At 65.1% G+C, this 23,330-nt stretch carries 21 protein-coding genes; 4 read left to right on the top strand and 17 right to left on the bottom strand.

Features of this window, described 5'->3' with window-relative positions; translation table 11 throughout:
* Positions 1-94 precede the first annotated feature (94 nt).
* Positions 95-1,399, top strand: a complete 1,305-nt coding sequence (locus tag ACVIW0_RS22040; RefSeq protein ID WP_461354238.1) for an MFS transporter — start codon at positions 95-97, stop codon at positions 1,397-1,399.
* Between the two features lie 46 nt (positions 1,400-1,445).
* On the opposite strand, the gene ACVIW0_RS22045 is transcribed toward ACVIW0_RS22040, so the two are convergent.
* The gene (locus ACVIW0_RS22045) at positions 1,446-3,005 is read right to left on the bottom strand and encodes an acyl-CoA carboxylase subunit beta (RefSeq protein ID WP_461354239.1); all 1,560 of its coding nucleotides are present in this window, start codon (positions 3,003-3,005) and stop codon (positions 1,446-1,448) included.
* Positions 2,935-3,909 carry an IclR family transcriptional regulator gene (locus ACVIW0_RS22050; RefSeq protein ID WP_461354240.1) on the bottom strand — a complete coding sequence of 325 codons (975 nt, stop codon included), beginning with the start codon at positions 3,907-3,909 and terminating at the stop codon, positions 2,935-2,937. The genes ACVIW0_RS22045 and ACVIW0_RS22050 overlap by 71 nt, the downstream gene beginning before the upstream one ends.
* A gap of 130 nt (positions 3,910-4,039) precedes the next feature.
* Between ACVIW0_RS22050 and ACVIW0_RS22055 the strand changes: the two genes are divergently transcribed.
* Both ACVIW0_RS22055 and glsA read left to right on the top strand, forming a co-directional pair.
* Positions 4,040-4,261, top strand: coding sequence for an acyl-CoA carboxylase biotin carboxyl carrier protein subunit (locus ACVIW0_RS22055; RefSeq protein WP_461354241.1), 222 nt, complete (start codon positions 4,040-4,042; stop codon positions 4,259-4,261).
* Positions 4,262-4,542: 281 nt separating this feature from the next.
* Entirely contained in the window at positions 4,543-6,402 is a 1,860-nt protein-coding gene (gene glsA / locus ACVIW0_RS22060; RefSeq protein ID WP_461354242.1) for a glutaminase A, read from the top strand.
* A gap of 169 nt (positions 6,403-6,571) precedes the next feature.
* Here glsA and ACVIW0_RS22065 read toward each other — a convergent pair whose 3' ends face one another.
* The 15 genes from ACVIW0_RS22065 to ACVIW0_RS22135 form a co-directional block, all read right to left on the bottom strand.
* A complete protein-coding gene (locus tag ACVIW0_RS22065) occupies positions 6,572-7,099 on the bottom strand; it encodes a carboxymuconolactone decarboxylase family protein (protein WP_461354243.1) in 528 nt (175 codons plus the stop codon).
* Between the two features lie 420 nt (positions 7,100-7,519).
* On the bottom strand, positions 7,520-7,879 hold the full coding sequence (locus ACVIW0_RS22070) for a Zn-ribbon domain-containing OB-fold protein (protein ID WP_461354244.1): 360 nt from the start codon (positions 7,877-7,879) through the stop codon (positions 7,520-7,522).
* Entirely contained in the window at positions 7,876-9,012 is a 1,137-nt protein-coding gene (locus ACVIW0_RS22075) for a thiolase family protein (protein WP_461354245.1), read from the bottom strand. The genes ACVIW0_RS22070 and ACVIW0_RS22075 overlap by 4 nt, the downstream gene beginning before the upstream one ends.
* A 148-nt stretch (positions 9,013-9,160) precedes the next feature.
* The gene (locus ACVIW0_RS22080) at positions 9,161-10,327 is read right to left on the bottom strand and encodes an acyl-CoA dehydrogenase family protein (RefSeq protein ID WP_461354246.1); all 1,167 of its coding nucleotides are present in this window, start codon (positions 10,325-10,327) and stop codon (positions 9,161-9,163) included.
* A gap of 11 nt (positions 10,328-10,338) precedes the next feature.
* The gene (locus ACVIW0_RS22085) at positions 10,339-11,538 is read right to left on the bottom strand and encodes a CaiB/BaiF CoA transferase family protein (protein ID WP_461354247.1); all 1,200 of its coding nucleotides are present in this window, start codon (positions 11,536-11,538) and stop codon (positions 10,339-10,341) included.
* A gap of 273 nt (positions 11,539-11,811) precedes the next feature.
* Positions 11,812-12,015, bottom strand: coding sequence for a hypothetical protein (locus ACVIW0_RS22090; RefSeq protein ID WP_461354248.1), 204 nt, complete (start codon positions 12,013-12,015; stop codon positions 11,812-11,814).
* 147 nt (positions 12,016-12,162) lie between these two features.
* A complete protein-coding gene (locus ACVIW0_RS22095; protein ID WP_461354249.1) occupies positions 12,163-13,716 on the bottom strand; it encodes a class I adenylate-forming enzyme family protein in 1,554 nt (517 codons plus the stop codon).
* A 13-nt stretch (positions 13,717-13,729) separates the two neighbouring features.
* On the bottom strand, positions 13,730-14,902 hold the full coding sequence (locus tag ACVIW0_RS22100) for an acetyl-CoA acetyltransferase (protein WP_461354250.1): 1,173 nt from the start codon (positions 14,900-14,902) through the stop codon (positions 13,730-13,732).
* A 44-nt stretch (positions 14,903-14,946) separates the two neighbouring features.
* Complete coding sequence (gene eda / locus ACVIW0_RS22105; RefSeq protein WP_461354251.1) at positions 14,947-15,597, bottom strand: bifunctional 4-hydroxy-2-oxoglutarate aldolase/2-dehydro-3-deoxy-phosphogluconate aldolase; 651 nt, start codon at positions 15,595-15,597, stop codon at positions 14,947-14,949.
* Positions 15,594-16,550: a sugar kinase gene (locus ACVIW0_RS22110; protein WP_461354252.1), complete on the bottom strand. Its 957-nt coding sequence runs from the start codon at positions 16,548-16,550 to the stop codon at positions 15,594-15,596. The genes eda and ACVIW0_RS22110 overlap by 4 nt, the downstream gene beginning before the upstream one ends.
* Before the next feature lie 25 nt (positions 16,551-16,575).
* On the bottom strand, positions 16,576-17,562 hold the full coding sequence (gene denD, locus ACVIW0_RS22115; RefSeq protein ID WP_461354253.1) for a D-erythronate dehydrogenase: 987 nt from the start codon (positions 17,560-17,562) through the stop codon (positions 16,576-16,578).
* A gap of 65 nt (positions 17,563-17,627) precedes the next feature.
* Complete coding sequence (locus tag ACVIW0_RS22120) at positions 17,628-18,551, bottom strand: carbohydrate ABC transporter permease (protein ID WP_461354254.1); 924 nt, start codon at positions 18,549-18,551, stop codon at positions 17,628-17,630.
* A complete protein-coding gene (locus ACVIW0_RS22125; protein ID WP_461354255.1) occupies positions 18,544-19,503 on the bottom strand; it encodes a carbohydrate ABC transporter permease in 960 nt (319 codons plus the stop codon). Before ACVIW0_RS22125 ends, ACVIW0_RS22120 begins: the two co-directional genes overlap by 8 nt.
* Before the next feature lie 109 nt (positions 19,504-19,612).
* Entirely contained in the window at positions 19,613-20,932 is a 1,320-nt protein-coding gene (locus ACVIW0_RS22130; RefSeq protein ID WP_461354256.1) for an ABC transporter substrate-binding protein, read from the bottom strand.
* Positions 20,933-21,010: 78 nt separating this feature from the next.
* A complete protein-coding gene (locus tag ACVIW0_RS22135; RefSeq protein WP_461354257.1) occupies positions 21,011-22,078 on the bottom strand; it encodes an ABC transporter ATP-binding protein in 1,068 nt (355 codons plus the stop codon).
* 205 nt (positions 22,079-22,283) lie between these two features.
* On the opposite strand from ACVIW0_RS22135, the gene gntR reads away from it, so the two are divergent.
* A complete protein-coding gene (gene gntR, locus ACVIW0_RS22140; protein WP_461354258.1) occupies positions 22,284-23,312 on the top strand; it encodes an HTH-type transcriptional regulator GntR in 1,029 nt (342 codons plus the stop codon).
* Positions 23,313-23,330: the final 18 nt, after the last annotated feature.

Here is a 23,330-nt window from a genome sequence, read left to right on the forward strand (position 1 = left end):
CCGAAAACGAGGGAACTATGGCATTTTAGCCATGGCTCCCTCGTGCCATATTGTGCACCACGCAAAGCTTTCACCGCAATTGATCCGGAACCCAATGATCTCGAACTGGCTTGCTTCCGCCCTCGCCCGCCGCAACATTCACTACGGCTGGGTGATGGTTGCCGTCACCTTCCTGGCCGCTTTGATCTCCGCCGGCACGGTCGGCGCACCCGGCGTCTTCATCGTTCCCCTGCAGCAGGAATTCGGCTGGTCCACCGCCGAGATCTCCTCGGCGCTCTCGATCCGCTTCATCCTGTTCGGGCTGATGGCGCCGTTCGCCGCCGCGCTGATGAACCGCTACGGCCTGCGCAACGTGACGCTGGCGGCGCAACTGATCGTGGTGTCAGGCCTCATCGCGTCGCTCGCGATGACGCAGGTCTGGCAGCTGATCGCGCTGTGGGGCGTCGTGATCGGGATCGGCACCGGCATGACCGCGCTGGTGCTGGGCGCGACGATTGCCACCCGCTGGTTCGTGGCGCGACGCGGCCTCGTGATCGGCATGCTCACCGCGAGCGTCGCGACCGGCCAGCTCGCCTTCCTGCCGCTGCTCGCTGCGATTACGGAGCGTTACGGCTGGCGCCTCGCGCTCGGATTCGTCTGCGTCATGCTCGGCGTCGCCGCCTTTGCCGTGCTGATGCTGATGCGTGACCGCCCGAGCGACGTCGGCCTGCGCCCGTTCGGCGATGCGGGCACCGCGCCGCTTCCGGCCCCGCCGCCGGCCAATGCGCCGATCATGGCGGCCGCGCTCGGCACGCTGCGCGACTCCTCGAAATCATTGGTGTTCTGGATCCTGTTCGCGACCTTCTTCGTCTGCGGCGCCTCGACTAACGGCCTGGTCCAGGTCCATCTGATCCCGATGTGCCTCGACTTCGGCATCCCGCAGGTGCGGGCCGCGAGCTTGCTCGCCGCGATGGGCATCTTCGATCTCTTCGGCACCATCATTTCGGGCTGGCTGTCAGATCGCTACGACAACCGCTATCTGTTGTTCTGGTATTACGGGCTGCGCGGCCTGTCGCTGCTGTATTTGCCGTATTCCGACTTCACCTTCTACGGCCTGTCGCTGTTTGCGATGTTCTACGGGCTCGACTGGATCGCGACCGTGCCGCCGACGGTGCGCCTCACCGCGCAGCGCTTCGGCGCCGAGCGCGCCAATCTGGTGTTCGGCTGGATCTTTGCCGGCCACCAGCTCGGCGCCGGCGCGGCCGCGTTTGGCGCCGGCCTGTCGCGCACGATCTATCAGAGCTATCTGCCGGCGTTCTTCATCGCCGGCGCGCTGTGTGTCTTCGCCGCGCTGATCACGCTCGCGATCGCACGACCGCAACCGAAGCCGGTGGCCGAGCCGAAGCCGGCGGCGGCCTGAGGCTGCGGCCTGCCGCGGTCCATGTCGGCCATCGCCTACTCCGACTTTACGGCCGCGTCGACATGTTGCGCGGCGGCCCGGCAGTGCGGATCGGTTCGGCGAGACGCGCGAACTCGCAGAGCAGCGAGCGCGTCTTGCGCGGGTCGATCACCTCCTCGACCCAGAACTTCTCGGCCGAACGGAACGGCGAGCGCAGCTTGTTGAGGCGATCCTCGATCTCGCGCAGCTTGGCGGCGGGATCGGCGGCGGCATCGATCTCGGCGCGATAGGCCGCCTCGATGCCGCCCTCGAGCGGCAGCGAACCCCAATAGGCCGACGGCCAGGCATAGCGTATCGAGAAGCGGTTGGCCGGCTGATGCACCACGCCGGCAACACCGAACGCATTGCGAATGATGATCGTGCACCACGGCACCGTGCTCTGGTTGACCGCCGCCATCGCCCGCACGCCGTGCCGGATGGTCGCCGATTTCTCCGCCTCGAGCCCGATCATGAAGCCGGGGCAATCCATCAGATAGACCACCGGCAAATGGAAGGTCTCGGCGAAGTCGACCCAGCGCACCACCTTCTGGCAGGCGTCCGCGGTCCACGAACCACCATAGTGGAAGGGATCGCTGGCGAGCAGCAGCACCGCCCGGCCCTCGACCCGCGCAATGCCCGTGATCACAGGGCGGCCGAAATTGGCGGCGACCTCGAAGAACGAGCCCTTATCGACCACGGCCTCGATGATCGGCCGCATCTTGTAGACCTGCCGCCGGTTGCGCGGCACCGCATTCAGCAGCGACTCTTCGGCGCGTTCGGGATCGTCGGTGCAGGGAATGGTCGGCGGCAGATCGTAGACCGACGACGGCAGATACGACAGGAAGCGCCGCGCATAGTCGAATGCCTCTTCTTCGGTCTCGACGGCCTGGTCGATCGCGCCGGCGCGGGTCTGGATGTCGGCGCCGCCAAGCTCCTGCTTGGTCAGATCCTGCCCCAGGCGCTTCACCACCGGCGGGCCGGCGACGAACATCGCGGAGCTCCTGGTCATGACCGAGTAATGCGTGGCCGCGAGCCGCGCGGCACCCAGGCCCGCAACCGAACCGAGCCCGAGACCGACCACCGGCACCCGGGCCAGGTTGGCGGTCGTGTACCAGTACCAGCGCGTGCCGCCCACGCCGCCGGGCAGATTGGCCGCGCCCTTGGTCTCGATCGTCTTCACCGAGCCGCCGCCGCCGGAGCCTTCGATCACGCGGATGATCGGCAGCCGGAAGTCATGCGCCATCTCCTCGGCCATCAACGGCTTGGCGGAAATCGACGCATCGGCCGAGCCGCCGCGCACGGTGAAATCATCGCCGACCACGACCACGGTGCGGCCGTCGATCCTGGCGCGGCCGAACACGCAGTTCGCCGGCGTCAGTTGCTTAAGTTCGTTGTTCTCGTCGTATTCGGCGATGCCGGAGATGGCGCCGACCTCGTGGAAGCTGTTCTGGTCAACCAGCTTGTCGATGCGCTCACGAACGGTGAGCCGGCCCTGGTCGCGTTGCCGCTTGACCTTGTCAACGCCTCCCATCTCCCGCGCGAACGCTTCGCGCCGGGCGAGGTCGTCGAGTTCCGGCTTCCAGTTCATTCACCGCTCCCGTCTTGATGATTTTATTGTTGTTATGGCTGGCCACCGGAAGCGACTTGCGCTCGATCCGATTGCTGAAGATGTCGCCGTCGGCGCCTTCGAACAGGCTGCCGAGCGCGGCAGCGAGCTCGATCATCTGCGGCGCGACCTCGCGGTGCAGCCGCGCCTCGTCATACATCGCCGAGAGCAGGCCGATCGTGGTGACCACATAGGTCTGGTATTGCGGCGACCACAGCGGCACCGCGACGCCGTTGATGTGCGGGCTCCACAGGCCGCAGGCGACGACGTAGCCGTGCTCCTGCAAATGACGGCGGTTGGCGGCGATGCGCGGCGTCAGCATCTTGGCGCTCTCGGGCAGCTCGCCTTCCATCTCCGCGATCAGCGCGTCGCCGATCGCGGGATCGAGAGCGGCGGTGTAGGCGTGGCCGGCGGCGGTGGTCGCCATCGAAATGCGGCTGCCGGTGGCCTCATGCAGGCCGAGTGCGTTCGCCGCGCGGGCGAACTCCAGATAGACCAGATGGAAACGGTCGGGGATCACGAAGCCCACGGTGCCGGGCAACTGATCGGCGACGTCCTGCAGGCGCAGCCGGATCAGGTTGCGCAGCTGCAACCCCTTCATCATCGTGGTGCTCATCGCGACCGCGCTCGGACCGATTCGGTATTTCTGGTCACGGGGCAGATAGACCAGCTGCCCCATCCGGGTCAGCGTGTGCGTCAGTCGCGACACCGTCGATCGCGGCAGGCCGCAGCGGTTCGAGATTTCGAGATTGCCGAGCCGCGCCTCGTGTCCCTCGAAGCACCGCAACACGTCGAAGGCGCGCGACACCACCTGGATGACATCGCCATCGCCTGTCTCGCTGGCGAGCATTCCCTGCCTGCTAAGCCGTTCCGAGCGCCGTCCCATTTGTTTTGGCTCCATTCCGTCATGCGGAATAAAATTCCACTTGCAGAAGAAGCTACCTCAGGCAATCTGCCGCCACAACAAAAAGCCGTTCGCCGGATGAAATTTCCGCAGGACGGTGTCGGAGAGTGGAATGCCAGAGATCAAGGTCGTGACCGAAGTTGCCGGGCGCGTTTGCGCGCTTCCCGTTGAGGCCGGCAACAGCATCGGCAATGGCGACGAGATTGCGTTCGTCGAGGCGATGAAGATGGAAATACCGGTCACATCGACGGCAGCAGGCAAAATCAAGTCTATTCTGGTCAGGATCGACGATGTCATCGCCGAAGGCCAGGCGGTCGCGATCGTCGAGACCTGAACGCTACCTTCGCACCACCCGGCGCGGACTAGATTCCCAGATGTCATGTGATGGACGGCGCCTCCTTTGGGAGCGGCACGCTTCACCATGCCAGTTCTCGCTCGAAACGTTCCGGGTATAAAGTTTCGCATGGCGATACATTTACCGAGCAACCGCTCGTTTTGTGAACATCTGTTCGAAAGCCGACAGCTACCGGCTCGCGCGCGCTCGGCTCCATGCACGGCCGACGACGGCGGGCGCTCAGTTGCGCGCGCCCTGATTGCGTTGCACAACAGGAGGCGATGAAACAATCGCCTCCTCCCGTCACCGCCAGCACCGTCAACTGGACCCGCTCGCAGCCGCCGCTGCTGCGGTTTCTGCACGCTTGTTACGCAGACTTCCTCCCGGAGGCTGCCGGCGCGGTCGCGGATTACATCCCCGAACTCGGCAAGGCCGATCCTGCCCATTTCGGCATCAGCCTGGCGACGCTCGACGGTCATGTCTACGAGGTCGGCGATACCAGGGTGCCCTTCACCATCCAGTCGATGTCAAAGCCGTTCGTGTTCGCCTTGGCGCTGGACACGCTGGGCGCCGAGCGGGTGGAAAGCGTGATCGGCGTCGAACCGTCAGGCGACCCCTTCAACTCGATCCGGCTCAACGCCGACAACCATCCGTTCAACGCGATGGTCAATGCCGGCGCGATCGCCTGCTCCGGCCTGCTCCATGCCGACAAGGGCGCTGGCGCATTCGACTATATCCGCCAGGCGCTCGGCCGCTTCGCCGGCCGCGAGCTCGAGGTCGACGAGGCGGTCTACGCCTCCGAGAGCGCGACCGGCGACCGGAACCGGGCGATCGGCTATCTCTTGCGCACCAACAGCGTGATCACGGAGAACGTGCCCGCGGTGCTCGACGTGTATTTCCGGCAATGCGCGATCCTCGTCACCGCGCGCGACGCCGCCGTGATGGCGGCGACGCTGGCCAATCGCGGCATCAATCCGCTGACCGGCGAGCAGGTGGTGACGCCCTACGCGATCGCCCGCACATTGTCGGTGATGACCTCGTCGGGCATGTACGACTTTGCCGGTGAATGGATCTACCGCGTCGGCATCCCCGCCAAAAGCGGGGTCGGCGGCGGCATCCTGGCGGCGCTGCCGGCGCGGCTCGGGCTCGGCAGCTACTCGCCAAAGCTCGACAAGCACGGCAACAGCGTGCGCGGCATCAAGGTCTGCGAGACGCTGTCGGCGCATTACGATCTGCATATGCTCAACCGCAGCGACGACGCCCGCCACAGCATCATCGCCGACTACAATATCGGCAAGAACCCGTCACGCCGGCTGCGCCGGCCGCAGGAGCAGGAGATCCTGGCCAGGCACTTCCAGGAGGTCCGCGTGATCGAATTGGTCGGCACGCTGTCGCTGTCCAATGTCGACTATGTGTCGCGCCGCCTCGCCGGCAGCCCGCGACCGGAATTCGTGATCTTCGACCTGCGCCGCGTCACCGCAACGACCCGCGCCGGTGCCCGGCTGGTCTCCGAGGCTTTCCAGGAACTGGCCGAGCTCGGCGTCACCGTGATCCTGTCCGGCATCAAGCGGACTTCGCGCGAATGGGCCACGATCAGCGAGTGGACCAAGCGGCTCGGCAACATCAGGGATTTCTACCTGCTCGACACCGCGATCGAGTGGGCGGAGGACCAGATCGTCTACCGCTATGGTGGCTCGATCGACTTCTTCGAGACCACGGAGCTGTCTGAGCAGCCGCTGCTCGCCGGATTGAGCGAGGCAGAGATCGCCGATCTTGCCGCGCGCTGCACCGTCCGGACCTACCAGCCGAATGAGAAGATCATGGCCGCGGGCAGCGAGGCGGCTTCGCTGTTCTTCCTGCGCAGCGGCGTGGTCCACGTCACCCTGCCCGACGGCATCCGGCTGGCGACGCTGACCGCCGGCATGGCGTTCGGCGAGATGGCGCTGTTGGAGCCGACACGTTCGGCGGACGTGCTCGCCGACATGTCGGCGACCGCCTATGAGGTCGCGATCACGGATTTCGAGCGCTTCCGCGAGCAGCACCCGCGCGCCGGCGAGCGCATCATGCGCAACCTCGCGCAGCTCCTCGCCGAGCGGCTGATCGTGGCGAATGCGAAGCTCGATCTGCTGACGTCGGGGTAGATGTCTGTTTCACCTCCCCCCGTTCTTACGGGAGAGGGTCGGGGTGAGGGGCTGCCTCCGCAAAAGGACTTCGTGTCGAACTCGCGGAAACTCCCCCTCACCCGGACCGCATTTCGTGCGATCCGGCCTCTCCCCGCGCGCGGTCCGCGCGCGGGGAGAGGCAAAGACCTCAGCTCACCACTTCCGTCACCGGCTGCAAGTCGATCTCGAACGTCTCGAGGAATTTCGAGGTCATGATGTAGAAGCCGACCGAGAGCTGCAGCTCGATCAGCGCGGCCGGTGTCAGCAGCGCCGCGATCGCCTTGAAGGTCGCATCCGTCGGCTTCTTCAGCTTGACGATCTCGTCGGTGAAGGCGAGCGCGGCGCGCTGCACCTCGTTGAAGCAAGTCGCGGACTGCCAGTTCTCGAGCGCGGCGTTCTGCTCGTCGGTGACGCCGACATTCTTGCCGATGCGTTTGTGCGCGACGATCTCGTAGGGCGCCTCGCAGAGGATGCCGGTTCGGGTGATGGCGAGCTCGCGCACGACCGGATCGAGCTCGCCCTTGTGGCGGATCGCGCCGCCGAGCCGGCAGTACTGCTCAAAATAGCTCGGCGAGTGCGCCATCATGCGGAAGATGTTGGCGTTGCGGTTCTTGTCGAGGATCTCGCGGGTGCGCGGGCTTGCCTTCCCGGGATCGGAGTAGTCGATGCGGGCCATTTCCTAACCTTGATCTTGCCGTCGTTTCTGTCGGGTTCGAAACAGTATCTGCCGGCCGTCGCAGGAGCAACACGCCCGAGTCAAATTGCCGCCGCATTCAAAGACAACCCTGCCACAGTCGATATTCGCTGAGTGGGGACTCATCAAAGCGAATGCTCGACGCGGGGTGTTCCGAGTAGAAAATCTGGCCGTCTTGCGCGTCATACGCGCAACGATGAGTCACGCCCAAGTCTAGGGGAAAACGCATGAAGGAAGCCACCAAGAGGGCGGCCTCGGAAGCGCTTGCGCAAATGCTGGCGGTGACGGCGATGCTCGTCATCGCCAGCTTTATTTTCTATTGGCGATAGTATCCGCAAACTTGAGGGGCGAGAGCGAACCAGTTCAGCCTGGTCTCGCGTTCTGGCTGGGTCGTTCGGCCTCTCATTTCGCCTTCGCGAAATATGGAACCAGCCGCCCCGCAAATTGCGTGAAGCGCGCCAAGACCTTGTCGCCGATGGCGAGGTCGTTGTCGCCATGGGCCATCATGCGAAAGCCCTCATCGGCATCGACCAGCACGATGTTGTAGGGCACGTGCGCCCGGGTCTCCGGCGTCGCGGCGCGGCAGACCAGCGAGGTCGCATACACCGTCCCTGCCCCGCTGGCGCGATGCTCGGCGAGGTCGGTCGCGCCGCACGCCGCGCAGAAGCTGCGGCGGAAGTATTGCCGCGCAGCGCAGGCGTTGCAGGTCTGATAGGTGATGGCCTCACTGCCCTTGGTCCAGTCGGCGATCGGTCCGCTCATCGCACGCGCTCCAGGAACATGCTGACATGCGACGACAGCACGCCGCCGTCGCCGTGCAGCAGCGCAATCGAAGCGTCGCGCACCTGACGGTTCTCGGCGCGGCCGGTCATCTGCAAATGGGTCTCGACCAGATGCGCCATCGCGCCGCCCACGCCGCAATGGCCATAGCTGAGCAGTCCGCCATGGGTGTTCAGCGGCATTTCGCCGTCCCCGTTGAAATAGCCGGCGCGCATCCGCGCCGCCGCCTCGCCGCGCCCGGCGAGGCCTAGATCTTCGAGCAGCATCGCGAGCGTGATCGTGAAGCTGTCATAGACCGCGGCGTAGCGCACGTCCGAGATCGCGAGGCCCGACGCCTGCTTGGCCTTGGCGATCGAAATCTCCGCGCCGAGCTCGCTCAGCGCGGGCGCCGCCGTGACGTGCTGATGGGTGTGCGCCTGGGCGCAGCCGCGGACGCGAACCCGTTGGTCGCCGGTCGGTTCCCGGCTGATCACGCAGGCCGCACCGCCGTCGGACACCGGGCAGCAGTCGAGCAGTTTCAGCGGCATCGCCACCGGCTTCGAGGCCATCACGTCGGCGACCGTGATCGGCTCGTGGAATTGCGCGCCGGGATGCGTCAGCGCGTGCTTGCGCATCAGCACCGCGAACTCCGCAAGGTCCTCCTGCGTCACGCCGTACTCATGCATATAGCGGGTCGCGACCAGGCCGTAATAGGCCGGAATCGTCGGTCCCAGCGTCACCTCATAATCGGGATGCCCGACCTGAGCCAGCGCCTGGATCGAGGCGTCGCGGCTCTGCCCGGTCAGCCGGTTCTCGCCGCCGACCACCAGCACGTGCTTCGCGACTCCGGCATCGACGAGGTGATGCGCCAGCATGGTCATCGCAAGGCCGGTGGCGCCGCCGACCTGCACGGCGTGAGCGTAGGACGGGCGGAGGCCGAAATGTTCGGCGAACACCGTCGCCAGCATGATGTGCGGCGAGACGGTGGAGTAGCCACACAGGATGCCGTCGATGTCGGCGCGCTTCAGGTGGGCATCTGTTATCGCAAGCTCGGCCGCCTTGCTCATCAGGTCCAGCGAGGACAGGCCCTCATGCTTGCCATAGGATGTGAGGCCGACGCCGGTGACGAAGCTCATTGCGCTACTCCCTCCCCTCGTCATTCCGGGGCGCGCGAAGCGCGAGCCCGGAATCCATTTCGCCGCACGATATGTCGCCCGATGGATTCCGGGCTCGCGCCAAGCGGCGCGCCCCGGAATGACACGTGGAGAGACCCGTCACCCATCATCAATACGACTTCGGAAGGCCGAGCACCTTCTCGCCGATGAAGCTGAGGATGAGTTGCGGGCTGATCGGGGCAATGCGCGGGATCAGCGATTCCCGCAGGTAGCGCTCGACATGATATTCCTTGGCGTAGCCGAAGCCGCCATGGGTCATGACAGCCTGCTCGCAGGCGTGGAAGCCGGCTTCCGCGGCGAGATATTTGGCCGCGTTCGCCGCCGGTCCGCATGGCAGGTTCTGGTCGTACTGCCAGCCGGCGCGCAGCACCATCAGCCAGGCGGCTTCGAGCTCCATCCAGCATTTCGCCAGCGGATGCTGGATCGCCTGGTTCATGCCGATCGGACGATTGAACACGATGCGCCCCTTGGCGTAGTCCGACGCCCGCTTCAGCGCGATCTGGCCGAGGCCGACCGCTTCCGCCGCGATCAGGATGCGCTCGGGATTCATGCCGTGCAGGATGTATTCGAAGCCGCGCCCCTCCTCGCCGATCCGGTCCTCGACCGGAATTTCAAAATTCTCGAAGAACAGCTCGTTGGAGTCGACCGGCTTGCGGCCCATCTTCTCGATCTCATGAACGGTGACGCGCTTGCGGTCGAAGTCGGTGTAGAACAGGCTCAAGCCATGGGTCGGGCTGCGCACCTCCTCCAGCGGGGTGGTGCGCGCCAGCAGCAGGATCTTGTTGGCGACCTGCGCGGTCGAGATCCAGACCTTCTGGCCGTTGACGATATACTTGTCGCCCTGCCGCACCGCGCGGGTCTTGAGCTGCGTGGTGTTGAGGCCGGTGTTGGGCTCGGTGACCGCGAAGCACGACTTGTCGCGGCCGTCGATGATCGGCGGCAGCATGCGCTGGCACTGCTCCTTGGTGCCGAACACCACCACCGGATTGAGTCCGAACACGTTCATGTGCACGGCCGACGCGCCGGACATGCCGGCACCGGATTCCGAGATCGTACGCATCATGATCGCGGCATCGGTGATGCCGAGGCCGGAGCCACCATATTCCTCCGGGATGCAGATGCCGAGCCAGCCGGCATCGGCCAGCGCGCGGTGGAAGTCCGCCGGGTAGCCGCCCTCCTTGTCTTTCTTCAGCCAGTAGGCTTCGTCAAAGCGCGAGCAGATTTTTGCCACCGCGTCGCGGATCGATTCCTGGTTGGCGGAGAGTGCGAAATCCATCGGTCGTGCTCCTATGCCTTCACCGCTTTGGCCGCGCCGTCGCGCAGCATCGCCGCGATCTCGTCGGTCGAGAAACCTGCCTCCTGCAAAATCTCCATGCTGTGCTCGCCGAGCCGCGGCGCCAGCCGGCTCGGCTCGACCTTGGTCTCTGACCAGCGCGCCGACGGCGTCATGCTGCGGATGCGGCCCTCGGTCGGGTGATCGACCACGGGGAAGACGCCGGTGGCAACCATGTGCGGGTCTTCAAGCAGGCTCTCGAGATCGTGCATCGGCATCACGGGCACGTCGGCCTTCTCGAGAATCTCGTTCCACTCGGCGGTGGTCTTAGTGAGCAGGATGCGCGCGAGCTCGGCATAGACGACATCGATATTGGCGGCGCGGCCAGCGAAGGTCGCGAACTTCGGATCGCTGCGCAGATCGTCGCGCCCGGTCGCCTTGAAGAAATTCTCCCACTGCTTGTCGTTGTAGACGATCACGCAGATGTAGCCGTCCTGTGTCTTGTACGGCCGCCGGTCCGGCGACAGATGGCGCGCATAGCCGCCCTTGTCGAGGGGCGGGTCGTAGGTCAACCCGCCCATATGGTCGCCCATCACGAAGCCGGCCATGGTCTCGAACATCGGAATGTCGACGCGCTGGCCCTGCCCTGTGCGGTCGCGATGCACCAGGCTCGCGCAGATCGCGCCGACAGCGGTGAGGCCGACGATGCGATCGACCAGCGCATTCGGCACGTAGCGCGGCACACCATCCGAAGTCTGCGCCATCAGCGCCGGCAGCGCGGTGGCGCCCTGGATCAGGTCGTCATAAGCGGGCTTTGCGGCATACGGTCCTTCCTGGCCGAAGCCGAACACGCCGGCATAGATCAGCCGCGGATTGACCTTGGCGACGACGTCGTAGCCGAGTTGCAGCCGCGCCATCGCCTGCGGGCGCACATTATAGACCAGCACGTCGGCCTTCGCGATCAGCCGCAGCACGGCCTCGCGTCCAGCCGGCTTCTTCAGGTCGAGGCAGATCGAGCGCTTGCTGCGGTTGGTGTTGAGGAACACCGGCCCCATGCCGGGATGCCGGGTCGGACCGATCTGCCGCGTCACGTCGCCATCGGGCGATTCCACCTTAATGACGTCGGCGCCGTAATCGCCGAGCATCTGCGTGGCGTAGGGTCCCATCAGCACGGTCGTCATGTCGACGACCTTGATACCCTGCAATGGTCCCATCGTGCTGCGCGCTCCCCGGCTGTTCTGGATTGAAGCCTAGTAACGGGAGGTTTTCTCGGAGATCAAGCTGCGCCGGGCGTATGGGCGTATGCGCCGCAACGGCTGGGCCGCTTCCGCGCGGCGGAACGCCGGCGCTCCATCAGAACCAGTACAGGGTAGGCAAAGCGACTTGTCCGCCGTAGCTCGAAGAGCGAAGGCGGAAGCGTGCCACCAGCTCGCGCACGGCATCGATGGTCGGCACGGCGCACGCGCCTTTGCCCACCCTACTGGCCACTACCGGCCACCGGTCATCACCTCGCGCGCCTTCAGGAGCTTTTCCAGTTCCGCATTCTGCTGCTCGAGCCGCTCGGCGATGCGCTCCTCGACCTCGGCGCCGGCCGCGCCCGCAGCCTGCTCGATCAGCTGCCTGATATTGTCCCGGACGATCGCGATGCGATCGTTCACTTCCGACAGCGACAGCGACGTCTCGATTCCCATGGTCCGTTCTCCCGGTGACTGGGCCGCTGGCAGCTTAGCGTGACGGCAGGCTGTGGCCTATCCCTTAACCGCTCGGGTGACCCCAATCCCTCCTGTACATGGGGTTGTTTTCGATGTTTTTGATTCAACCCCCGGCCTGGTCGCGTCTTAGCCCATGCCCTTGGAGGCAGTGCGCTTGGCCATCATCTCCCGCAGCGCGGTTTTCAGCACCTTGCCGTAATTGTTCTTCGGCAGGGCATCGAGATAGACATAGCGCTTCGGTCGCTTGAAACGGGCGATCGAGGCCAGGCAATGCGCGTCGAGCTTGCCGTCGTCGGCCGTGGCGCCGTCCTTCAGCACGACGCAGGCGACGACGATCTCGCCCCATTCCGGATCCGGCACACCGATCGCCGAGACCTCGCTGACATCGGGATGGGTCAGTAGCGCTTCCTCGACCTCGCGCGGATAGATGTTGGTACCGCCGGAGATGATCACGTCCTTGGAGCGATCCGACAGGGTCAGGAAGCCGTCGGCATCGAGCCGGCCGACATCGCCGGTGCGCAGCCAGCCGTCCTTCAGCGTCTCGGCATTGGCCTTCGGATTGTTCCAGTAGCCGAGCATCACGGTGGCGCCCTTGACCTCGATCTCGCCGGTCTCGCCGGCGGGCAAAGGCTGGCCGTCCTTGCCGGTGATGCGCACGGTGACGACGCTCTGTGCGGTGCCGACCGACGCCAGCCGCTCGAGGTAGCGCGGATGATCGCTGGCGCGGTGCCAGTCGCGCGACAGCGCCGTGATCGTCATCGGCGATTCGCCCTGGCCGTAGATCTGCACGAAGCGCTGGCCCATCGTCGCCATCGCGTCGAGGATGTCGGCGGTGTACATCGGCCCGCCGCCATAGATGATGGTGCGCAGCCCCTCGCCATTCTCGCCGCGCTTCTTGGCGGCATCGACCAGGCGGCGCACCATGGTCGGCGCCGCAAACATCACGACATTGTCGAGCTGACGGCCGAGATTGAGCACCTCGTCCGGATCGAAGCCGCCGGACTCCGGAACGACGTGGCGGCCGCCCATCCGGACATGCGGGAAATTGTAGAGGCCGGCGCCATGCGAGATCGGCGCGGCGTAGAGCGAGGCATCGTGCGGCGTCGCCGGATCGACATCGGCGAGATAGCACAGCGACATCGCAAGCAGATTGCCGTGGCTCAGCATCACGCCCTTCGGGCGGCCGGTCGTACCTGAGGTGTAGAACAGCCAGGCAAGATCGTTGGTCTCGCACGGCAGCGGCGCAGGCGCGCCCTCACCGCTGCGCATCGCCTCGTAGGTGTCGCCGTCGACCGACAGCATGGTCATGCCACCGGGGCAATCGTCCTTCGCCTCCGTCAACGCGCCGATCGTGTCATCCGAGACGAAGGCGAGCTTGGCGCCGCCATTGCCGCAGATCCACGCCGCTTCGCGGCCGTGCAGTTTTGCGTTGATCGGGATCGCGGCGGCGCCGATCCACCAGATGCCATAGAGGCATTCGAGGTATTGCGTGCAGTTCGTCGCGAACAGCGCGATGCGGTCACCGGCAACGACGCCGTGATCGCGCGCCAGCGCCGCCCCGATCGAGGCGGCGCGGCGGGCGAACGTTGCGTAGTCGGCATCGAGGTCGAAGCCGGTCAGCAGCGCCGGCGCATCGGGACGCGCCCGCGCCGTCGCCGCCAGCCATTCGGCAATGTTCAAGCTACTGTTCAGACTACTTGGCCTGCTCGAGGATCGAGACGTAATTGGCGACCGCGGCGCCGCCCATGTTGAAGATGCCGCCGATCTGCGGGTTCTTGAGCTGCATGCCCTCGGGCGCCTGGCCGGTGAGCTGCATCGCGCTCATCACGTGCATGGACACGCCGGTGGCGCCGATCGGATGGCCCTTGGCCTTGAGGCCGCCGGACGGATTGACCGGCAGCTTGCCGTCCTTCTGGGTCCAGCCTTCCATGATCGCGCGCGCGCCCTGCCCCTTCGGCGTCAGGCCCATCGCTTCATATTCGATCAGCTCTGCGACGGTGAAGCAGTCGTGGGTCTCGACGAAGGAGAGATCGGAGAGCTGCAGGCCCGCCTTCTGCAGCGCGCGCTGCCAGGCGGTGGTGCAGCCTTCGAACTGCAGGATGTCGCGCTTCGACATCGGCAGGAAATCCTGCGCATGCGCGGTGGCGCGGATGTTTACCGCCTTGCCCATGGTCTTGGCGGTCTCGGCATCGGTCAGCACCAGCGCCGCGGCGCCGTCCGACACCAGCGAGCAATCGGTCCGCTTCAGGGGACCTGCGACGAACGGGTTCTTCTCGCTCTCGGCGCGGCAGAACTCGAAGCCGAAATCCTTGCGCATCTGCGCGTAAGGGTTGGCGACGCCGTTCTTGTGGTTCTTGGCGGCGATCATCGCCAGCGCGTCCGACTGGTCGCCGTATTTCTGGAAATAGGCCTGCGCGATCTTGCCGAATACGCCGGCGAAGCCGCCGACCGTGTCGCCGTCCTCGGGCAGATACGACGCCTTCAAGAGGTTCTTGCCGATCTCCGGGCCCGGCGTCCTGGTCATCTGCTCGACGCCGACCACCAGCACGATCTTCGCGGCGCCCGCTTCGATGGCGCGGATGCCCTGGTGCACGGCGGCCGATCCGGTGGCGCAGGCGTTCTCGACGCGGGTGGTCGGCTTGAAGCGCAGCGCCGGATTGGCCTGCAGCACCAGCGAGGCCGTGAAATCCTGCGGCGAGAAGCCGGCGTTGAAATGGCCAAGCATGATCTCGTCGACATCGGATGCGGCGATGCCGGCGTCAGCCAGCGCCTCATTGGCGACCTTGACCACGAGACCCTCGACGGTCTCCGCGTCGAACTTTCCGAATGGCGTGTGCGCCCAACCCACGATGCTGGCTGCCGTCATGGTCGTCTCTCCCTGTTCCTGTTCGGGAGTTATGTAGCGTATCTTCAGCTAGCTTTCAGCGTTTTCATCGCCTTGGCGCACATGGCGGTTATGCCCGCCCAGTTGCCGGCGCGGATATCGGCTGCCGGGCACAGCCAGGAGCCGCCAACCGCCAGCACATTCGGCTCGGCGAGCCAGGTCGCCGCATTGGCCTCGCCGATCCCGCCGGTCGGGCAAACCCTGACGTTCGGGAATGGACCGGCCAAGGCCCGCAGTGCCTTGATACCGCCGGCCTGCTCGGCGGGGAAGAATTTGACGACGTCGAAGCCGTGCGCCAGCGCCTGCATCAGCTCGGAGGCCGTCGCGATCCCCGGCGCGAAGGGCAGCTTGCTGGCGGCGACCGCCTTCAAAAGCTCGGGCGTCGCACCCGGGCTGATGCCGAATTTGGCGCCGAGCGCCTCGGCACGCGCCAGATCGTCGGCATTGAGGATGGTGCCGATCCCGACCACCGCATCGGGCACCTCGGCGATGATGGCCTTGGCGGCGTCGACCGCGACCGCCGTGCGCAGCGTCACCTCGAGCGTCCGCACGCCGCCCGTAACCAGCGCCCTGGCGAGCGGCACCGCATCTTGCAGCCGTTCGATGGTCAGCACCGGGATCACGGTGGCCTGGCGGATCAGCTCGGCGATCCGGTCCTGCTTCGATGTCGTTGTCATTGCGAGGCCTTGCGGGATGGTGGGGGACGGGGCGCCTTCTTCGGCGGCATGGCGTAACGCGGAATGATCGCGCCGGGATAGCACACCACGACACCAGCCAGGCGATGGCCGGCGCGCGCCGCCTCCTCGGGCTCGGCGCCACCGAGCCGCGCGGCGAGATAGGCCGCGGCAAAACTGTCGCCGGCGGCCGTGGTATCGACCACCGGCTTCGGCAACGGCTCCGCCCTCACCTCGCGCGTTCCGCCGGCGGACCGCACGATGCAGGCCGGCTCGGCAAGCTTCAGCACCACCTCGGGGCTTGAGATGCCGGCGAGCAGCGCGGTGTTGTCCTCGTCGGGATAGAGCGGCGCCAGGTCTTCGGTCGAGGCGAGCACGATATCGGCCGCCTCGAACGCACTGCTGAAGGCCTTCCGCGCGACCGCGAGGTCCGGCCAGCCCCGGGCGCGGAAGTTGGTGTCGAACGCGAAGCGCGTGCCGAGCAAGCGCGCACGCTTCAGCGCCGCCATCAACCGCTCCCGCCCCTCCTCGCGCAGGATCGAGAGCGTGATCGCCGAGAGATAGATGAGGTCGTAGGTCGCGAGCGAGTTCAGCAGGTCTTCCGTCTCGGGCAGGTCCATCAGCTCGCGGGCGGCTGCGCTGTCGCGCCAGTGGAAGAAGCGCCGTTCGCCCTTGTCGTCGGTCTGGATCATGTAGAGGCCGGGCAGCTTGCCCGCCAACCGCGCGACGTGCTTGGTCCCGATGCCTTCCGCCGCCCAGCCGGCGATCATCTCATCGCTGAGCGCATCGTCGCCGAGCGCCGTGATGTAGTCGATGTGGACGCCGAGCCGCGACAGGTAGACCGCGGTGTTGAGCGTGTCGCCGCCATAGAAGCGCGAATACAGTCCGCCGAGCTGGCCGCCCGGAGCCTGGCGCAGCTCGATCATGCATTCGCCGATGCTGGCAACCCTGGTCATGGCAAGGCCCGCGCGCGTCAGCGAGCTAGGCGGCGAACTTGCCGCCGAGCTCGTCCTCGATGTGGATGCGGATGATGTCGTCGAACGTCTTCTCGGCGGTGGTGAAGCCGAGCTGCAGCGCCCGCTCGGTGGCGAAATCCCGCGGCCAGCCGGAGACGATGCCGATGATGGTCGGATCGGGCACCCGCTTGATCCGCGCGGTGACGTTCTTGCCGGCGACGCGCTCCAGCGCCGCGATCTGCTCGCCGACGGTGACGGACATCCCGGGCATGCTGAGATTGCGCCGGGGGCCCATCGCATCGAGATCCATGGTGCCGGCATGGATCAGGAAGCCGACCGCCGATTTCGGCGAGGCGTGCCAGTGCCGCACGTCCTCGGAGACCGGCAACACCGCCTCCTCGCCCGCCAGCGGTTCGCGGATGATGTTGGAGAAGAAGCCGGACGCCGCCTTGTTCGGCTTGCCCGGGCGCACGCAAATGGTCGGCAGGCGGATCGATATCCCGTCGAGCAGGCCCTTGCGGGTGTAGTCGTTGATCAGCAGCTCGCAGATCGACTTCTGGGTGCCGTAGCTGGTCAGCGGCGTGTGGAAGAACTCGTCGCCGATCTTCTCCGGGAACGGCGCGCCGAACACCGCGATCGAGGAGGTGAACACCAGCCGCGGCTTGTAGCCGCCGCCGACGGCGCGGATCGCCTCGATCAGATGGCGAGTGCCGTCGAGATTGATCCGGTAGCCCTTGTCGAACTCGGCCTCGGCCTCGCCGGACACGATCGCGGCAAGATGGAAGATCACGTCGGGGCGCTCGGCGATCAGCGGCGCGGCGGCGCCGGCGTCGGCGAAATCGGACGCGACGACATTAACCGGGATCGCGACATTCGCGGGCTTCTGCGGCGCGACCACGTCCTGCAGGGTCATCCTGCTGATGTCCTGCCGGCCGAGACGGCCCTCACGCAGCAACCGTTCGGTCAGCTTGCGGCCGACCATGCCGGCGGCGCCCAGAATCAGAATGTGCACGACCCTGCTCTCCTTTTCTTGTCTTGTTGGTCTTGTTGTTCAAATTCAGCTGCGGGCCTTGCGCGTCATTCCTTCACGGCACCCGTCATCGCCGAGACATAATGCTCAACGAAGAAGGCGTAAAGAATAACCAGCGGCAGCGAGCCGCATAGCGCCCCTGCCATCAGGGAACCCCAGCGATAGATGTCGCCGTCAACGAATTCGTTGACGATGGCGACCGGCACGGTCTTGTTCGGAGTCGATTGCAGGAACGTCAGCGCGTAGATGAACTCGTTCCAGCACAGCGTGAAGCAGAAGATGAAGGCCGAGATCAGGCCGGGGATCGCGAGCGGCAGCACGATCTTGATCAGGATCTGCCAGCGGCTGGCACCGTCGATCAGCGCGCATTCCTCGAGCTCGAACGGGATGGTCTTGAAATAGCCCATCAGAAGCCAGGTCGAGAACGGGATCAGGATGGTCGGATAGGTCAGGATCAGCGCCAGGGGCGAGTCGAACAGGCCGTACTGGAACACGACGGTCGCCAGCGGGATGAACAGGATCGACGGCGGCACCAGATAGGCCAGGAAGATCAGCCCGCCGACGAGGTTGGCGCCCTTGTAGCGCAGCCGCACGATCGCATAGGCCGCCAGCACGCTCGCGATGATCGACAGCACGGTGGCGCCGACCGCGACATACATCGTGTTCCAGAGCCAGTGCGGGTAGTAGCTCTCGAACAGCAGCTTGTGGATGTGCTTGAAGGTCGGATTCCAGGTCCAGAACGGATTGTATTTGTCGAGGTCGAGCAGCTGGTCGTCCGGCTTGATCGCCGTCAGCCCCATCCAATAGAACGGAAACAGCAGGATAATGACGATGATCGACAGCGGGATGTAGAGCGTCACGATCCGCCGCGGCACCGACTGCAAATAGCTCATGCCCTCGCTGTTGTCGGCGCGCGCCGGCGTCGACAGGATGGACTTGAGATCAACCTTCTGGGCAGGAAGATCAGTCATTGCTCTCTCCCTGCTGCCACTTCCGGCGCTGCAAGCCGAACCAGGACACCATGATCGCGGCGAGCAGGAACGGGATCATCGCGCTCGAGATCGCGGCGCCCTCGCCCAATTGCCCGGCGATGATCGCGCGCTGATAGGACAGCGTCGCCATCAGATGGGTGGCATTGACCGGGCCACCGCGGGTCATCGCCCAGATCAGCTGGAAGTCGGTGAAGGTGAACAGCACCGAGAAGGTCATCACGACCGCGATGATCGGCGTCAGCAACGGATAGGTGATGAAGCGGAACATCTGCCAGCGCGAGGCGCCGTCGAGCGTCGCCGCCTCGTAGAGCGACGGCTGCACGGTTTGCAGGCCGGCCAGCAGCGTGATCGCGACGAACGGCACGCCGCGCCAGATGTTGGCGAAGATCACGCAGATCCGGGCCCAGGTGGTGTCGCCGAGGAAGTTGATGTTCTGGGTGATCACGCCGAGATGCCTGAGCGACCAGGAGATGATCGAGAACTGGGAATCGAAGATCCACCAGAACGCCAGCGCCGACAGCACGGTCGGCACGATGAAGGGGATCAGCACGGCGGCACGCAGCAGCGCCTTGAACGGCATCCGCTCGTTGAGCAGCAGCGCGAGATAGAGCCCGACCGCGAATTTGATGGCGCTGGCGATGGAGGTGTAGAGCAGCGTGTTGAACACCGACAGCCAGAAGATGGAATCGTCCCACAGCCACTCATAGTTCTCGGTGCCGACGAAATGACCGACGCGGCCGATGCGGGTGTCGGTGAAGGACAGCCAGACCCCGAGGCCAAGCGGATAGGCCAGGAAGAAGATCAGGAACGCCATCGCCGGCAGCATGAACCAGAAGCCGAGCCAGTTCTTGTTGTGGCGAAGCTGGTCCCAGGCGGACGCTTCGCGGATTTCGGTCTTCGCACGTCGCGGCGCGAGCGCAATGTCAGCCATGGGCGATGTCCCGATTGCTCAACGGATTGAGCATGACCACGCAAACTTCCAATGTTGGCATTCCAATGATGGTGCGGACGGCGGCTCTCCGCCGCCCGCACCGATCACGTCAGCGATAGATGCGCTTCAGCTGCCGCTCGGCTTCCGCCATCGCGGTCTTGCCGTCCTTGGCGCCGGTGCAGTAGTTCGCGAACATGTCGACCACGATGAAGTCGGCGATCGCGGTCGCCGCCTTCTCGCCGGGCGTGCCGATGCCCGACGCCGGCAGCGCGCGCTTGGAGGCCTGGCCGAACACCGCATTCTTGGGGTCGGCGGTCCACACCGGCGCCGAGTCGTAGGCGTTGAGCGTCTGGGTCAGATAGCCCCGCGCGCCCGACAGCCACTTCTCGAAGTTCTCCTTCTCTAGCATGAAGGCGATGAAGGCCTTCGCTGCGTTCGGATATTTGCAGAAGTTGAAGGCGAGGATCGGAACCGCAAGCTGCAATTCGGTCGGCTTGCCGATCGGGCCGACCGGCCACAGCGCGTGGTCGATATCGTCGGCGAGCTCCTTCTTGGTTGGATCGTCCTTGGCCGCGACGTAGATCGAGATGCCGTTCGAGGTCAGGTACAATTCGCCCGACAGGAATGCCTTGTTGTTGGAGGAGTCGTTCCAGGACGCGACGCCGGGAATGAAGGTCTCCGACAACGCCTTGGCGTATTCCAGCGCCTTCATCGTCTCCGGCGAGTTGATGATGACCTTGTCGTCCTTGTCGACGGTCCAGGCGTTGTGGCCCCACAGGATATTGTGCACCCAGGCGTTGGCGTCGCCGGTGGCATGGCCGAGCGCGAAGCCAGCCGGCGTATTGTTCGCCTTCAGCGCCTTGCACAGTTCGAGATAGGCCGGGAAGTCGGTCGGCACCTGCTTGAAGCCGGCCTTCTCGACCGCCGATTTGCGATAGGTCAGATAGCCGCCGATGGTCGCGACGGGAATGCCGAGCCAGTCATTGCCCTGCTTGCAGGTCTTGGCCGCGGCTTCGGTCCAGCCGCCATATTTGTTGCCGAGATAATCGGCAACGTCGTTCATCTTGAGGACCTTGGTCGGGAACAGCTGCGGCAGCGTGTGCAGGCCCCAGGCGAGGTCGAGACCCGAGCCGGTGTTGGCGGCAACCGAGGCCTTCGGCTGCACATCCTCAAAGGACTCGCTGAACACGTTCATCTCGGTGCCGGTGGCTGCCTTGAAGGCCACGACCATGGCGTTGAATGCATCGTCTTCCGCGGGCACGAAGCGCTTCCAGCGCATCACGGTGAGCTTGGCGCCGGGCTCCGCCTTCCAGGGCGCGCTCTGCGCCCAGGCCTTGGCGAAGTCAAGCAGCGCCGGTCCGGTCAGCATCCCGGTTGCGGCCAGCGCGGTGCCGCCCTGAAGTAGCGAGCGGCGCGTAAAATCGTGCATCGTCCTTCCTCCCAATGAATGTGTTTTTATTGTTTTTGATCTGGCCTGTTGGCCGGCCATTCAGATCAAATCAGTCGGTCAGCCGTTCAGTCGCTTCCCCGTCGAATCGTCGAATAAATGAACCAGCGTGGGATCCGGCTTGAGCCGAACCTTGTCGCCGGGGTTGAACAGATGGCGCTCGCGAAACACTGCGACGACCTGCTCGCCGCCGAGCTTGGCGAACACCTGAGTCTCCGAGCCGGTCGGCTCGACCACCACGATCTCGGCTTCGGCGCCGTCATCGGCGATGGTGAAATGCTCGGGCCGCACGCCGTAGACCGCGGGCTTGCCGTCGGAATTGGCCGGCGCCGATTTCAGCGGCAGCCTGACGCCGTTCGGCCCCTCGAAATAGGCGGCGCCGTTGACCTTCACATTGCCCTTGAGGAAGTTCATCGCAGGCGAGCCGATGAAACCGGCGACGAACTGGTTCGCCGGGGTGTCGTAGAGCTCGAGCGGCGAGCCCATCTGCTCGACGATGCCGTCATGCATCACGACGATCTTGTCGGCCATGGTCATGGCCTCGATCTGGTCGTGGGTGACGTAGACGGTCGTGGTCTTGAGCCGCTGGTGCAGCTCCTTGATCTCGGTGCGCATCGCAACACGCAGTTTGGCGTCGAGGTTCGACAACGGCTCGTCGAACAGGAACACTTGGGGGTCGCGGACGATGGCGCGGCCCATCGCGACGCGCTGGCGCTGGCCGCCGGAGAGCTGGCGCGGATAGCGCTCCAATAGCGGCGTCAGCGCCAGGATTTCCGCAGCGCGCTTGACGCCGGTCGCGATCTCCTCGGGCTTGGCGCCGCGCAGCTTGAGCGAGAAGCCCATATTGTCGGCGACGGTCATGTGCGGATAGAGCGCGTAGTTCTGGAACACCATCGCAATGTCGCGCTCTTTGGGCTGGACATTGTTGACGACGCGGTCGCCGATCGAGATCGTGCCTGAGGTGATGTTCTCAAGTCCCGCCAGCATGCGCAGCAGGGTCGACTTGCCGCAGCCGGAGGGGCCGACCAGGACGACGAACTCGCCGTCCTCGATCGGGATCGACACGCCGTGCAGAACCTCGAAATTGCCGAACGATTTCCGCACGTCGCGAATCTGGACCGACGACATCCACTTCCCTCCCTCAAGTTCCCGACGGCTTACGACGAGTGCCGCCACCGCTCTGTTTTGTGCCGGCCACGCTGGTGCGCGGCTCTGCTGGACTGGCGTTATTGTCCGCAGTTTATCCGGTTTTGGCAATCGTTCGATTAGCAATCGCTTGGTAGCGCTGTCAATATCGGTTTGTCTGCGACCAACGTCGTGATATGAGCGGCAAATGGCCCGAAAACGCATCACGCCAGGCAAGATCCGGCTCGCCGAAGTCGCGAAGCTTGCCGGCGTCAGTCCGATTACGGCCTCGCGTTTCTTCAGGAATCCGGAGGCGCTTTCGCTCGGCAAGCGCGCCCGGGTCGAGAGTGCGGCAAAAGAACTCGGCTACGTGCCCAATCTCGCGGCACGCGCGCTTGCGTCGCAGCGCACCGAGGTGATCGGGGTCCTGATCCCGTCGCTGACCAACAACGTGTTCTCCGACGTGCTGCGCGGCATCTATGACGCGCTCGACGGCAGCCGCTACAGCATCCAGCTCGCCAACACCCGCTACAGCATCCTGCAGGAAGAACGCCTGCTGCGGCTTTTTTTGGCACAGAAGCCGGCCGGCCTGATCATCACCGGCATCAACCAGACCGCCGATTCCCGCAGCATCATGGAAACGGTCGATTGCCCGATCGTCCAGATCATGGAGCTCGGTCCCTCGCCGATCGACATGATGATCGGATTCTCGCATTTTGACGCAGCAAAAGCCGCCATCGGCCATCTGCTCGCACAGGGCTATCGGCGGATCGGCTTCCTCGGCGCACGGATGGATCCGCGGGTGCAGCGCCGCCTTGACGGCTATCGCGCCGCGATGGCCGAGGCCGCGTTGTTCGATCCCCAGCTGATTGTGACAACGGCGATACCGACCTCGGTGACATTGGGCGGGACATTATTTGCCGATCTGCTCGCCAAGGCCCCTGACATCGACGCGGTGTTCTGCGTCAATGACGACTTGGCGCTCGGCGCGCTGTTCGAATGCAAGCGCCGGCACATGGCAGTCCCCGAGCAGATGGCGATCGTCGGCTTCAACGATCTCGAATTCACGGCGTCGAGCGAGCCGACGCTGAGCAGCGTCCGCACCAATCGCTACGAAATGGGAAGAAACGCTGCCATGATGGTGCTTGAGACACTGGACGGTCGTCGCCCCACCGACCCTATCGTCGATCTCGGCTTCAGTGTCATGGAACGGCAAAGCTCGGCGCGACGCAGCTGACATCCGCCCGACACCGGC

The sequence above is a fragment of the Bradyrhizobium sp. USDA 4454 genome (genome assembly GCF_054822705.1).